At 61.2% G+C, this 13,540-nt stretch carries 10 protein-coding genes; 1 reads left to right on the top strand and 9 read right to left on the bottom strand.

What is annotated here, in order from left to right:
- Window positions 1-20: 20 nt before the first annotated feature.
- From AB4Y81_RS10880 to AB4Y81_RS10845, 8 genes are all read right to left on the bottom strand, one after another.
- Window positions 21-1,154, bottom strand: coding sequence for a Gfo/Idh/MocA family protein (locus AB4Y81_RS10880; protein ID WP_441995834.1), 1,134 nt, complete (start codon window positions 1,152-1,154; stop codon window positions 21-23).
- Between the two features lie 83 nt (window positions 1,155-1,237).
- Window positions 1,238-2,998 (bottom strand): hydantoinase B/oxoprolinase family protein, encoded by a 1,761-nt coding sequence (locus tag AB4Y81_RS10875; protein WP_039240919.1) that lies wholly within the window; start codon window positions 2,996-2,998, stop codon window positions 1,238-1,240.
- A 2-nt stretch (window positions 2,999-3,000) separates the two neighbouring features.
- Window positions 3,001-5,091: a hydantoinase/oxoprolinase family protein gene (locus AB4Y81_RS10870; RefSeq protein WP_413302837.1), complete on the bottom strand. Its 2,091-nt coding sequence runs from the start codon at window positions 5,089-5,091 to the stop codon at window positions 3,001-3,003.
- 31 nt (window positions 5,092-5,122) lie between these two features.
- Complete coding sequence (locus AB4Y81_RS10865) at window positions 5,123-6,022, bottom strand: fumarylacetoacetate hydrolase family protein (protein WP_441995833.1); 900 nt, start codon at window positions 6,020-6,022, stop codon at window positions 5,123-5,125.
- 2 nt (window positions 6,023-6,024) lie between these two features.
- The gene (locus tag AB4Y81_RS10860) at window positions 6,025-7,290 is read right to left on the bottom strand and encodes an aspartate aminotransferase family protein (protein ID WP_441995832.1); all 1,266 of its coding nucleotides are present in this window, start codon (window positions 7,288-7,290) and stop codon (window positions 6,025-6,027) included.
- Between the two features lie 41 nt (window positions 7,291-7,331).
- Window positions 7,332-8,279, bottom strand: a complete 948-nt coding sequence (locus tag AB4Y81_RS10855) for a C-terminal binding protein (RefSeq protein WP_441995831.1) — start codon at window positions 8,277-8,279, stop codon at window positions 7,332-7,334.
- 225 nt (window positions 8,280-8,504) lie between these two features.
- Entirely contained in the window at window positions 8,505-10,307 is a 1,803-nt protein-coding gene (locus tag AB4Y81_RS10850) for a sigma-54-dependent Fis family transcriptional regulator (protein WP_441995830.1), read from the bottom strand.
- 32 nt (window positions 10,308-10,339) lie between these two features.
- The gene (locus AB4Y81_RS10845; RefSeq protein WP_441995829.1) at window positions 10,340-10,570 is read right to left on the bottom strand and encodes a hypothetical protein; all 231 of its coding nucleotides are present in this window, start codon (window positions 10,568-10,570) and stop codon (window positions 10,340-10,342) included.
- Between the two features lie 182 nt (window positions 10,571-10,752).
- Here AB4Y81_RS10845 and AB4Y81_RS10840 point away from each other — a divergent pair, with 182 nt between their 5' ends.
- Entirely contained in the window at window positions 10,753-11,400 is a 648-nt protein-coding gene (locus AB4Y81_RS10840; protein WP_441995828.1) for a TetR/AcrR family transcriptional regulator, read from the top strand.
- A gap of 961 nt (window positions 11,401-12,361) precedes the next feature.
- On the opposite strand, the gene AB4Y81_RS10835 is transcribed toward AB4Y81_RS10840, so the two are convergent.
- Window positions 12,362-13,336: a cyclase family protein gene (locus tag AB4Y81_RS10835; protein WP_441995827.1), complete on the bottom strand. Its 975-nt coding sequence runs from the start codon at window positions 13,334-13,336 to the stop codon at window positions 12,362-12,364.
- Window positions 13,337-13,540 lie beyond the last annotated feature (204 nt).

Here is a 13,540-nt window from a genome sequence, read left to right as displayed (position 1 = left end):
CTGTTGTTTGCCGAAAGCCCTTAGTCGAAACGGTACGGCTCCTGCGGCCCGACCGAAGGCAGCGGCCGTGGCCGCTCGCAGGTGCTTTCGATGTCGATGTGCCGGCTCTGTTCCGAGGAAGCCTCGAAAGCGAGGAGCACTTCAAGCACGTGGTAGGCGAAGTCTCCTCCCGTGCGCGGCTCCATGCCCTTGCGGATGGCGTAGCCGAATTCGGCCAAGCCGATTCCGCGGTATGCGTCGTCCCGATGGGTGATCGGCGTTTCCCGCCAGTCCCCTCCTCCCGGAGGGGTCATGTCCAGGGCCAGGTCACCTGGTTCACCGCGGCGAAGCACGGGTGCGCCGGAGAAGTGGTCCGGGTTTGGTGCTGCGAGTGAGCCACCCGTTCCGTAGATCTCCAGGTGCGGCAGGTTATGGTTCCAAATGTCCCAGCTGACGATCACGGTGGCTGTCGCACCGGACTCGAAGTCGAGGGTGCCGGTGACGTGCGTCGGGGTGTTGATGTGGATGACTTCGCCCTCTTTGCCCGGACGTGGCCGAGTCTCCGAAGATCGCGGTGTGGTTGCCGAAACCCGCTTGACGGGGCCGAAGAAGTTCACCAAGTTTGTGATCAAGTAGGGCCCGATATCCAGCATGGGGCCGGCTCCAGGGCTGTAGAAGGGGTCTACGTTGGGGTGCCAGTGCTCGTAGCCCCGGCATGCGAAGGACGCGAAAGCGGCTATGGGCTCTCCAATCCATCCGTCATCGATCAGTTTGCGGCTGGTCTGCATACCGGATCCAAGGAAGGTGGTGGGTGCGGACCCGACTTTCACCCCTGCTTTACGGGCAGCATCCAGGATTTGGCGCGCTTCGTCCAGGGAGGTCGCAAACGGCTTTTCCGACAGGACGTGCTTGCCCGCGGCAATCGCTTGGAGGGTCACCGGTGCGTGGAGCTTCGGCGGAGTGAGATTAAGGACCAACTCGACCTCGCCATCGGCCAGCAGTTCTTCAGGCGTGAGCGCCTTGGGAACCGAATATTCGGCCGCACGGGCTTTCACGGCTTCCGGGTTGACGTCGGCGAGCGCCACAACGTTCACGTCCGGGTGGACGCCGATCTTGTCCAAGTATTGGTTGAGAACGTTTCCGACGCCGATGATGCCGACTCGAATGGGTTCCATGTGAATCTCCGTCAGTAGTTGGTGAAACCTTCCGGGGCGAGGACTATACCCCGCCCCGGAATCAGTTGCTATGGCTGGTACTTCTAGCTCGCCTGGCGCGATTCCCGCGTCTTTGCCGTGGCCGTTTCGTCGATAGCACCGTTGGTTATAACGACGCCGTATTGCCCAAGGGCCGCTTCCAGGGAAATCCGCGATTCGCGGTAATCGTCCAAGACTGCGAGGACGTCGCGTTCCAGCGGGTCACCGTATCCACCGCCTCCCGGGGTGATGGATACGACCTTTTCTCCGGACTGCAGATCGTAACGCCCCACCACGGGGATCTCGCGACGTTCACCGGTGGTAAGATCTTCAACCCAGGTTGACGGCTTAGTACCATCGTGACCGCCACGGACGCCCTTCGGCGGGTTGATCTTGCCCTCGATTCCGTAAGTGAGAGTGACACTTTCTCCGCGGGGTTCCATGGTGACCCGGGTTGCAAGTCCTCCGCGCTGCCTGCCTGCTCCCCCGGTGTCAGCAACCAGGGTGCGTTCGTGAACCAAAATGGGGTAGCGCTGCTCATCTACCTCGACGCTGTCGTGGTACAGCAAAGCGCCGCAGACGGGTCGCTGATACGTCGGCCAACCATCAACGTAAGGTGTTGCCGGGCCTCCGACTCCACCTACAAGAATCTGGTTGACGTAGGCGTTACCGTTGCGTTCGTCGATGCCGGAGATGACAGATTTGGCCGGGGCCTGTCCTGCCGCTCCCTCGGCCGTGCCGTAGCCGTCCTCTATTTGGGAGAACGCGGCTTGAACGATGTTGACAACCCGGTCGGCGAGGTTGGTGGTGCCCGATGAGCAGGAGTACGGGTGTTTGGGAACTCCGACGGCGCAGCCGTCCCGGAGAAGAACTTCCACTCGACGGAAGGTGCCCGCGTTGCTCGGAAGGTTCTCCGGTATGCCGGAGAGGATGCCGGCCAAGGCAGCACCCGTAGCCGTGGCCTTTGTGAGGTTCAGGCCATTGGGGAGGTTGTCCGGGTTGTCGCGCAGGTCAATGACGATCTTGCCCTGTTTGGGCTTTACTTCCACGGTTGCCTGCAGGTGCACGCCGTCCGCGCTGGTTCCGGGGAAGGGATCGTGGACCGAGGAGCCATGGAGGACGTACTCGGGCAGCGTTTCTATCGCAGTCGCGGTGAGGCGTTCCGAGTAGTCGAACCAGGCATCCACGAAGTCCACCAGGTCTTCGACACCAAACTTCTCGGCGAGCTCGTGAATGCGGCGTTCGGCGATGCGCGACGCACCGACCGATGCCAGGTAGTCCCCGTACCACTGGTCAGGCACACGGATGCGGGACCGGCACATGCGGATGATGTCGTCGATGTCCTTGTATTCACGCTGCACTCGAACACACGGGAAGATGAGCGCGCCTTCTTCATACACGTCCCGGGCCGTGGCGAAGAAGGTCGTGGGCAGCGAGTTGCCGCAGTCTGCCTGGTGCGCCTTGGTGACGGCGGTGAAGAGGTGGCGCCCGTGGACGAAGATCGGAACCAGAATCACATGGTCGGCAGCATGCGAATTGCCCATGTAAGGGTCGTTGTGCAGGAATGCATCGCCTTCACGAATGTCCTCGTGCAGTTCCACCATGTCCTCTCCCAGTGGTCCGGCGCCGAACACGTGCACAGGGACGCCTTCTGCCGCTGCGAGAAGCTGGTTGTCTGCCGTCAGGACGGCGCACGAGAAATCGCGCGCGGTGTTGATGACGGAGGATCGAGCCGAACGCAGCAGGCCGCTGGTCATTTCGCGGACAATGCCGTCAAACGCGTTGGCAAGCACCGAGAGCTTTACGGGATCAAATTCGCGCGTCATGGTTACGCCTCCTTACGGGTGAGGTAGATGTTGGATCGTTCGTCGAGCGTGGCGTTCCACTCCGGTGGCACCACGATGGTGGTTGTGGGCTGGTCGATGACAGCAGGACCAACGATCTTGTCCCGCGGTGCAAGCGTGACGCCGCGGTACCGCTGGGTGCTGAAGCTCTCGCCGCCGAACACGATGGAGTCCGTGCGGTGGACTTCGGTTGCGCGGCTGCCCTCTGCTTGGTCCTTGGTGTGCTCGGGCCGTGGGATTTCCACTCGGACGCCCCAGGTGATGATCTCCACCCGGCTGTCCGGATCGTGGGTGCCGTTGCGGCGATCGTGCTCTTCGTGGAAGGCGCGCTCGATGATTCCGGCGGCGTCGCCCGCGGTATCGGGCGCAGCGTCGAGATAGACACGCAAGTCCCAGGCCTGACCCGGGTAGCGGGCATCGACGAAGTAGGTGATGCTGGGTGCGTCGCCCACGCCGTCGAACCTTTTCACGAAGACCTCGGCCTTGCCCGTCAGGTCCTCAACAGCCCGGGAAGCGGAGCCGGCGTTGAAGCTGCGGGTGTCGTTGTGCAGCGGTGAGAGGAACTCGGTTGCGATGGGTGCCCGGTGTGCGCCGTATGCGGCGAGAACGCCGGCGGTCGCGGGAATCAGGACAGTGTCTGCTTCAAGGAGGACGCCGATGGCAGCCGCCACCATGGCGCCTGCGCCACCACCTGCCACGATCAGTGCTCCCCGGGGGTCGACACCCTGTTCCAAGGAAGCCTGCCGGATGGCTGTTGCCATGTGGTTGGCGGAAACGTCCAAGATGGCCTGTGCTGCCTGCAGCGTGTCCATGTTCAACGGTCCTGCGATGCGGGTATCGATGGCGCGGACAGCGGCCTCCCGGTCCAGTGTGAAGCCACCTTCAAAACCATCTGCGTCGAGGTAACCCAGTGCGACGCAGGCGTCTGTGACAGTGGGTTCCTCGCCACCGCGGCCGTAGGCGGCGGGTCCGGGAGTACTGCGGGCGCTTTGCGGACCCACACGAAGCAAACCGCCGCCGTCGATCCATGCAATGCTGCCGCCACCGGCGCCAATGCTGGAAACCGCCACGGAGGACAGACCCGTCAAATGACCCACAAAAGGCTCCCCCAGCCAGGCTTCACGCGTGTGACGGATGACTCCCTGTTCAACCAGCGACACGTCAAACGTCGTGCCGCCCATGTCGCAGACCACTACAGTGTCCCGCTCCGGGGCGGCCGCGGCGCCCACCAGGGGAGCCATGGACGGGCCGGAATTCAGCAACAGTACCGGCCGGTCAAGTACGTCTACGACGTCCAGGACCGCGCCTTCGGAGGTGACCACCAACAGGTCCCCTCCGAATCCGTACTCCTGGAGGTCGGACCGGAGCTTTCCTAGATGGTCCGCCATGAGCGGCTTCAGGGATGCATCAATCGACGCCGCCGAGGAGCGGCGGTACTCACGAATGGTTGGGTTGGCCTCGTTGGACAAGGTGTAGGGAACACCAGGCAGGATCTCCTGGATGAGTTCCGCGACGCGCTTCTCGTGGACGTCGTTGATGATCGACCAGAGGAAGGATACGGCCACCGCCTCGATACCTTGCTCCTTGAAGGAACCGAGAATCTCACGCACTTGCTCTTCGTCGAGAGGCACCAGGGTGTCGCCCTCAGCGGAGATACGCTCGGTGATTTCGAACGTCAGATGACGGGGGATGTACGGCGGCGGGTAGGCAGCCTTGGAGTCAAAAGCATCACGGCGGCCGCCTTCACGCAGCAGCAAGGTGTCGGCAAAGCCGTCGGTAGTCAACAAGGCAGTCTTGGCCACTTTGCCTGTCAGAACTGCGTTGGTGGCGTGCGTGGTTCCGTAAACGATCACGTCCGCGTTGCGCAGGACCTCATCGCCGCTCCAACCAACCGATTCGGCTGCCCGGCGAACGGATGCTTCGAAGCCGGTGAAAACGCGGTCATAGGTGGTCAAAGCCTTACCAACCGCCATGTCGCCGTTGTTCGAGCCGACCACCACGTCCGTAAACGTGCCACCGGTATCGACGGCGATGCGGTACCTCGCTTCACCTGGGTGTGTCTGTACTTCGCTCATTGGTCTTCTAACTTTCTTCGAGTTGGACGGGTTATATCTGGGGCTTGCCGACGCGATTACGGAGCAGCCCCACCTTTTCGATCTCAATTTCCACTGTGTCGCCCGGCTCGAGCCAGACGGGAGGATTCCGCTTGGCACCGATGCCTTGCGGTGTGCCCGTGGCGATGACGTCTCCCGGTTCGAGGGTCAGGAAGCTCGACAGGTAGGAGACGATGCGCGCGATGGAAAAGATCTGGTACTGGGTGTTGGAACGCTGCACTTCGATGCCGTTCACCCGGGTTGCAATGTCCAGCGTCTGCGGATCTCCCACTTCATCAAGGGTGACAAGCGCGGGCCCCCAGGGAGTCGAGCCATCCACGGCTTTGCCTGCCAGCCACTGCGTCCCTCGGTACTGGAGATCGCGTGCCGTGACATCGTTCAGTGGGGCAAGGGCCGCGACGAAATCAAGAGCCTCGCCCTCGGAGACCTCGCTGGCACGGCGGCCGATGACTATGGCAACTTCACCCTCGAAATCGAGGTTACTGCTGATACGGGCGCCGCCGATTTCGTCTTCCGGGCCAACCATGGTGGAGGCAAATTTTGCGAAGACATCCGGGTACTCAGGAAACGCGCGCCCGGTTTCCGCCACATGGTCTTTGTAGTTGAGCCCAATGCAAAGTACCTTCGTGGGGTCCGGGACGGGGGCGCTCAACCTGACGTCGTTCAACGCGCCGACCCGCGCCACCGGATCCTGCGCGGCAAGACCAATGATTCCGGCCGAAATTGCAGGGATGCGGTCGCCGTAGAGCTCCAGGAACTCACGGACCGAAGTGGTAGCCCCATGGACCGCCTCAGTGGAGCCTTGAAGGAGCAACTCCAGATCGTAGACAGCATCATCGATCACGACTCCCCCGCGGACCCCTGACTCGTGGAGGTAAGAAACGATCTTCATGGTTACTTCCTGCCTTCCGTTGCCGACGTGCGGCCCGCAACGGCAAGCACGGCGTCGGCCAGGCGGTCAGCGATGTCCCCCGCAACCTTTTCGTCCATAGGGGTGGACAAGGACAGCAGGTTTGCTGGTGAACCGAGCAAGCCGCGCTCGTACGAGGCCCACCACAGCTCGTGCTGAGTCTGCTCGTCAACTTTCTCCGCACCAGCCGGAACCGCGCGCAGCAGCGAGCCGCGGCCGCGCACTTCCCAGCCAGCGTCGGCGATCTTCGCATTCACCGTGTCCCGGGTCGCGTCGCCCAGGTGATTCAGCCTTTTTACTTCCTCTTGGGTGAAGAGGCGCAAGGCGACCGACCCCGCGGCCATGCTGACCGGGTTGCCGGAGAACGTTCCGCCGTGCGGCAAGCTGCCCGGACGGGTCGGATCAACTTCGGCCATCAGCTCAGCCTTTCCGGCCACAGCGCCGACAGGGAAGCCACCGCCAATCAACTTGCCCGTGGTGAGCAAATCAGGGGAAACACCATACTCACCGCTGAAGCCGTTGAAGCCCAGGCGCAGGCTGATGACCTCGTCAATGATCAGGACAATCCCGTACTGCGTCGCGAGGTCCCTCGCGGTGTGCACGAACTCCTCGGAGATGCTGAGAAGGCCGGCCCTGTTGGGCAGCAGGTCCAGGATGATAGCGGCGTAAGAGTCAGGGGCGGCTTCGACCTCCTGACGCAGGACATCGACGTCGTTGAGGGGCACCGCTGTGACATCGTTGATCACGCCGCGGGTCACTCCACGCTGGTAGGCCGGTCCGCCGGGGACCAGGGCTACCTCAGACGTCCCGTGGTAGCCGCCCTTGGTGACGATTACTCGTTCCCGCCCTGTGCTGGCCCGGGCAATGCGGATTGCGGACATCACGGCTTCGGTGCCGGAGTTGGCGAATCGCACTTGGTCAAGGTCTGGCAGGCGGGACAGCAGGAGGTCCGCCAGTTCCCACTCGTAGAGGTTGGGGATTCCCCAACTGGCGCCGGCGGTGAGTGCCTTCGTCGCGGCCTCGGTAATTTCCGGGTGCGCGTTGCCATGGATCAATGAGGTGAAGTTGTTGTTCGCATCGATCAGTTCGTGGCCGCGGTCATCCCAGACGCGGTAGCCCTCGCCTCGGATGGCATACGGGCTCGGTGCTCCCGTGTAGTACGTCGAGCGGCCATAGCCGCCAGGCAGTAGAGGGAATCCGCGAGGCCCCCTGCGCAAATGCGGATCCTCCGAAGGATGGCTCTGCGTCATGGTTTTCTGGTGTTCTGTTCCCACTTGGTTCTCTCCAGTCTTCAGTTCACGAGGTCGATCAGCGGTTGCCCGGTCAGGGCCAGGCGGACACGTTCCACGGCACCCTCTTGAAGTGCGCCCGTGGAGCGGTTGGAACGCCAGGCAATGTGGGGCGTCAGGATGATGTTGGGTGCTGAGCGAAGTGGGTGTTCCGCCGCGAGCGGCTCTTCGGCGAAGGTGTCGATGCCAGCACCTGCGATATGGCCGGAGGTGAGTGCCTCGGCGAGGGCTGACTCCTCAATGAGACCGCCGCGGGATACATTGACCACTACCGCGCCCTTGCGCATGCGTGCCAGAACATCCTCGGAGATCAGGTTCGCGGTATCCGCGGACAGCGGCAGGTGCAGGGAGACGACGTCGGAATTTTCCAAAATGTCATCCAGAGACGTCAGGTCCACAAAGCTCTCCGTCACGAAGGGGTCGTAAGCCCGGACCTGTGCTCCGACGGCCTTGTACATACGGGCTACGTGCTGGCCGATCCGGCCCATTCCCAGAACACCAACCTCCAGCTCGGACAATACCGGCGTGTCGTAGCCGATAGTCCCTGCCCAACCGAGGTCACGGATGGATGCATCGCCAGCGGGCAATCTGCGAGCCAACGCCAAGCCCATGGCGAAAGCGTGCGAAGCCACTTCCTCCGAAGCCGTGCCGGGAACAATCGACACCGGGATGTCCGCCGCCGTGGCTGCAGCAACATCGATGTTGTCGTAGCCGATTCCGTACCTGATGACGGCCTTGCACTTGGACATCACCGGGAAGTCCGCTGCCGTGAGTTTCGCATAGGGGGTGATCATCACAATGTCGGCTTCGGGAAGTCCCTCCCTGAAGGCTTCGACGTCGATAGCCGGGTTGAGTGTGTAACCGAACTCCTTCGCGAGCGCGTGCTCGCGGTCCAGGTTCGGAAAGTGATGGGGGGCCACAAGAATGGTTCCCTGGGCATCGCGGGTCATAGTCGTCGTCCTGTTCGTTTTGTACCCTCTTCATCTGCCAACCACCCCTTGAAAGGGTGCCGGTGTCCGGGTGATTTCAAGTACAACGCGATCTGGCCGGGCTCATCCGTACCAAATCGAGACACCGAGGTGGGACAGTGTCCCACCGGTTGCCGTCAGGGTGGGCACAGCCCAGAAGCAGCCGGCCACTAGCGCGGCCGGCTGCTTCACTACACGGTTTCGGGGTTAGAGGTCGAAGCCTCTGCTGCGGAAGTAGTCCATCCGGCGGTAAAGGGTGGAACGGCCGATCTGCAAAGTCTCGGCAGCCAGGCTCCGGTTTCCGGAGGCCTCCTGGAGGGCCGTCCGGAGTTCGCTCAGTTCGGCGTCCTCCAGCCGTGACAACCGTCCTTTGGTCAAGACCCTGTGGAACCCCTGAGGAAGGTCGTCTACGGTTACCTCGGCTCCACCTGCCCGTTCGACAGCATTGGACACCACGGCCCGTAGCTGATCAATGTTTCTCGGCCAGTCAGCGTGTGTGAGTGTCGTCAGAAGCCGGCGGGACAACCTTCGGTCCCCCATCTCTTCTGCGATTGCATTCGCAAGTTGCGGAATGTCCTCCCGCCTATTACGCAGCGGCTCAACAGAAATCTCCAGCACGTTGAACGTCTCGGAGAGTATCAGGGTGGCGTCTGTCGGGTGGGTGATCGTAAATGCGAGCTTGGTGGTTGCATTGCCACGAAGGTTCCGGGCGAGCTCGGTCGCTTCGCTTTGGGAAAGTTCGTCAGCATGTTCAACAATCAACGTCGATGGCAGCTCGGTGGATACGCGGTGTGTGACATCCCTTAGTTGGGGATTTCGGAGCGCGCCACCTCTGGCGTCTACTACCAGGTGCTGGCCACGTGTTTCTGCGATGGCGCCGGCAAGCCGGCGCTTTCCGCTGCCAAGCTCGCCGATGATGACGACTGAACGCTCCTGCTCCACAGCCTTACGTGCAAGATTCAAGGTGCGCTTGAATCCCATGCTCGTCCCATCGAGATGCTTCAAGAGACGGTCCCCGGCGTCAGGCAGGGAGGTCTGCGGCTTGACATCAACCATTCCAGCTTTGCCCGTGCGTTCTTTGGTAGGCGAATGTGGACGGACCACCACGATTGCCCCGACATTGGCCGCTGACAACGTCACTGGCAAGACTTCCAAGGTGGACAGCCCAGGGCCTTGGAGCGATACCTCGCAATTCAGTTCGCGCCCTGAGGACATCACTGCTTTCGCATACCCGGAGATGACTGAGACGTCGTTGTCCTCCAACGTCCCCGTCGCCGTCGCGTTCAGCAGGGAGTTCTTACCGTCAAGGGCAATGACTGCACGGTTGCCACGGCGACGGGAGACCCTCAAGTATTCGCTGAGCAGCGCCCGCTCCTTCGACGACGTTCTGACCTCAATGTCACGTTCTATTCGGGAGGCCACCCCTTCGAGCATCAACAAAGTGGACGACGGCTCCAGTGAAGAGACGCGGTTGGCAGGCAGAGTCAGGCCGATGACAGCTCGAACCCTGTTATGGAACGGATCCCTGACGAGGGAAGCAAAACACCAGTTGCCCCGCATGTCTTCGCGGAAGTGCTCCTCCGGTGCAAGCCAGACGCCTCGGCCCTCTTCCAAAGCGAGTCCCTCGCCGTTGCTGCCGCAGCTCTCCTCCAGCAGCGAGTATCCTGCGGGAAAGCCGTCGTCGCGAAGAAAGTCCGCTTTGACCAGGACTCCATTGGGAGCAGTCAAGTTGACGTAACCACCCATGTCGGCAGCGACTTCGTCCAGCTTCTGCAGGTGAGGGCCCGCAGCACCGATGGTGTACTCGTCTACCCGCCCTTCATCAAAGAATCCCCGGTCGGCTACGGCATCGACGCCGGCGGCACGGCTTCTGTACCAGGACCGAGCCACAATGGGCCGGATCCCGGTGAGGTCAGCATGGGGCTGCATCAAGAAGAGTTCGCGTACCCGGTCAGTTTGGCGCAGCGCCTCGTGTGGCAGCCAAGGAGATAGGACTTCGGCGGAGGCCATGTCAAACACGTTCCTTCGTGGACTGGAGAGTTTCAGGAAGCGACGGCGGTGCCGCCGCGTCGGGAAGCGAACCACTTGCTTCCCCAGCGCTGGTTGGTCGGGCGGAACGCCTGTTCCGCCTGCCAGCTTGGGTCGTTGGCGGCGTCGTCTTCCAGCGCCTTGGCGCGGATGTAGGCGCCAACCATGCCCGACAGGCCGCTGCCAAGAATGACGGTGTTCTGGTGAGTCCTGTGAGTCCCCCGGCTCGAATCCTCGATGTTCATGATTCGGTCCTTCCGCTCTGACAGTGATGAAGGCGGAGTCAGCGGGAGCTGCTATGCGCCTCTTTCAGAGTACCTAACTAATGCTCGTTAGCCAAGAGTTTCTGTAGAGTTGGACTGAAATTTGAACTCGCCTTCCGCCGCGATCAACCGAGTACTTCACGCCAGACTGTTAGGGTCAGATCATGAGCAGCACGTCCTATAAGTCCGCCCGCGACACGTTCGCCCACCGCTTGGAGGAATGGGATTGGGCTGGCCAGGGAGCATCCAGGCGCCACATTCTTAAGGCCTTCCTGGAGTTGGCAATCGCCAACGGGTTCAGCTCCGTGTCGATGCGCACCATCGCCAATGCTGTCAACATCAAGCCGCCAAGCCTCTACTCGCACTTCCCAAACGGCAGGGACGAGATCGTGGCGGAATCACTGCGCTGGCACTTTCACCAATTCGGCCTGGCACTTCTCGAGGCCGTTGATCACGCGGAATCGGCAGCGGACTTCTGGGACGCTATGGTGAGGCTGCATTTCACGCGACAAGTGAGGCTTCCCGAGAGCAATCTCTGGGACCTGCTAGTGGCCACTGACAGAATGGCCGCAATTCTCCCCTCGGAGCTGCGCACCCAGGTGAACGACTGGGTCTCCCTGCATGAAGACATGTACGCGGCGGCCGCGCGAGACATGGGCTACACAAACCCCGAAGAGAAGGTCCGGATTGTGGTGACCCTCCTGGAAGGAGCAACACGCTGGGCGCCGGACGAGTATGACGACGCAGAGCTCGAATCCATGGCAGACAAAGCCGTGGTGCTGTCGCGAACGGTGTTGGGCCTGGAGCTCTGACCCAGTCACACGCTAACTTTGCTTCAGCGAACGAGTGTTCGGCCCCTCACTCCATCAATGTGAACGTGGACGCAATCGCAGTCGCCCGGGCAGCCCCGCCGGGTGACAATCCTTCGAATCACCCCTCCCATGAACACGTTCCTTAGGTCATGTTGCGCACATCACCCCTACCCATGAAGAGGTGTAGGCCAGCCACGACCTACCTGAAGAACCAGGAGAGGAACGCATAACCTCAGTTCAGAGCAAGCGGAGGGCCCACCAGCCAAGACTCTGAACCCGCTCCCCCCACAACTGAACACGTCAACCGGGGGCCAGGCACAAGCCGGCATCACACATCAGAGACTCGTGTCAACAATTGTCAACACTTAGAAGCAAAAACTCCCTCTGACGAGGGGGTATGCCGTGCCGGAGGTGGGACTCGAAGGCGATTCCAAGCCTTGGGAATACTGGGAAGTGGCGGAAACATGCGGAATCCGGGCCGGTCCGATGGCTGTACGAGCCAGTCCGAGGTAGAAAGTGTGGACATTGTCCACACTTCTTTTTTGCCTCGATCGAGCACCGAAAACGGGGACTCGATGCGTCCCTGCGCATTCATAGCCTGCGCCGGGAACGGGCGCTGCCGCCTCTGCAGATCGCCTGCAGGATGGCACCTCTCAGTACACGTGAAGCCTCCGGTCAGGATGAGCCCCCGACGCCCAAAGAAGGACTCTCGCCGGTCGGTCGAACAACTCGAAACGCGACGGAACTCGACCCGCCAGAACGATGAATAACTCGACACAGTGGGAGCACCTCCTTCATCAAGTACATGGCCGAGACGGCACCGAAGAACATGACCAAGCCCCTTACGGCCACTCCCAAGACGGAACGTCCAATTATCTGCGCTAGCAGATCACGCAGACTCAGTCTCTAGCTCTGCGTCGGGCGGGCCCCTTTGAGCGCGGCCACAACGCTGGTGGACGGGCTACTTAATAACGACAGGGTTAACCGGTGCGCCCGAGCCGCCAACAATCTTCATAGGGGCGGCGGTGTAGAGGAAAGTCCATTGCCCGTCAGAGGAGCAATCGTCGGCAAGTTTATCCAAGGCGATGATTTCCGTAAATGCGATGCCGAGGTTACGCATGAGCGCGTTGTGCAGTGGAAGGTCAACTCCGCTGACCGGGTCGCGGGTGACCTCGTTGCCGATGGTATCAGTGACTAGGTTGGGTATCTCCATATCTCGGAACCACTCCACTAGCTGCGGGGAGTAGGTCAGCCCAGGTTCTAGGAAGTCGCGGTAGAACTCGGGTTCCTCCGTTCTGTAATAGGAGCCGATCCAGCCTGTGCGAATTAGTAGTATGTCGCGTTTATGGATGGTGACACCCTGTGCTGACGCGGCAGCCAGCAGGTCCTCATGGGAGAAGGTTTCGCCTCTTTCCAAGGCCGCTTTGCCCCGAAAGCGCGCCATGTCGATGAGGACGCCCCTTCCCACGATTCCGCGTTCTGCTATCGGGAAGATGCTGGCCTTCTTCAGGCTCCCGATGGTTGTCTCTGCGGCATATCCATTGTAGATTTTTTCGCCGTACCACATATGCCCCAACGCGTCGTACTGACTGGTTCCCTGAAGATACATGGTGATCACATCATCGGCGTATTCAAGATCGCCATTGAAGCTAGGGCCTGTCCCACAGAGAAAATTTCCCCGGTCCATGACGTTAGTCCTCACTGCCGTCTTTCGGCCGGGCCAGATCGGATCGCCTTCTGGATTGCCAATTGGAATGGCCAGAGTAAAACTCTTCCCGGTACGGATTTCCGCCGCACCTCGCTGAGCTTCTTCGACTGTAAGGTAATTCAAGGAGCCGACTTCATCCTCGGGTCCCCACTTGTCCCAATTCTTAGGCGATTCACGTAGAAGCTCCTGCAATGTGGGCGTGCCCGGGGTTTCCTCGATCTCAATCATCGCTAGCTCCTTCGGTTTCTCGGGACTGCAGCACCAATTGCTGAAGAGATTCTTGTGATCGGCGTCAATTCGGTCGATCGCTCTGGCCTCAGTGGCGGGGTGCCGGGGTGCCGGGGGCGCAGATAAGGGGTGGAATGATGTCCGGCTCTCGCGACTTAGCATCCCTGCTGGCTACAGCGCCATTCGTAGGTAATCCAGCCATTA

Origin of the sequence: Paenarthrobacter sp. TAF1 (assembly GCF_052113825.1) — a bacterium.
Taxonomy (GTDB): Bacteria; Actinomycetota; Actinomycetes; order Actinomycetales; family Micrococcaceae; genus Arthrobacter; species Arthrobacter nicotinovorans.
The sequence above is the reverse complement of the archived record's forward strand: the minus strand, read 5'-3'. Positions and strand labels throughout refer to the sequence as shown.

Bases quoted from the DNA above. Each gene is read 5' to 3' on its own strand.
- AB4Y81_RS10845 (WP_441995829.1), bottom strand. From the start codon at position 10,570: ATGAACATCGAGGATTCGAGCCGGGGGACTCACAGGACTCACCAGAAC.
- AB4Y81_RS10860 (WP_441995832.1), bottom strand. From the start codon at position 7,290: ATGACGCAGAGCCATCCTTCGGAGGATCCGCATTTGCGCAGGGGGCCT.
- AB4Y81_RS10875 (WP_039240919.1), bottom strand. From the start codon at position 2,998: ATGACGCGCGAATTTGATCCCGTAAAGCTCTCGGTGCTTGCCAACGCG.
- AB4Y81_RS10865 (WP_441995833.1), bottom strand. From the start codon at position 6,022: ATGAAGATCGTTTCTTACCTCCACGAGTCAGGGGTCCGCGGGGGAGTC.
- AB4Y81_RS10880 (WP_441995834.1), bottom strand. From the start codon at position 1,154: ATGGAACCCATTCGAGTCGGCATCATCGGCGTCGGAAACGTTCTCAAC.
- AB4Y81_RS10835 (WP_441995827.1), bottom strand. From the start codon at position 13,336: ATGATTGAGATCGAGGAAACCCCGGGCACGCCCACATTGCAGGAGCTT.
- AB4Y81_RS10855 (WP_441995831.1), bottom strand. From the start codon at position 8,279: ATGACCCGCGATGCCCAGGGAACCATTCTTGTGGCCCCCCATCACTTT.
- AB4Y81_RS10850 (WP_441995830.1), bottom strand. From the start codon at position 10,307: ATGGCCTCCGCCGAAGTCCTATCTCCTTGGCTGCCACACGAGGCGCTG.
- AB4Y81_RS10840 (WP_441995828.1), top strand. From the start codon at position 10,753: ATGAGCAGCACGTCCTATAAGTCCGCCCGCGACACGTTCGCCCACCGC.
- AB4Y81_RS10870 (WP_413302837.1), bottom strand. From the start codon at position 5,091: ATGAGCGAAGTACAGACACACCCAGGTGAAGCGAGGTACCGCATCGCC.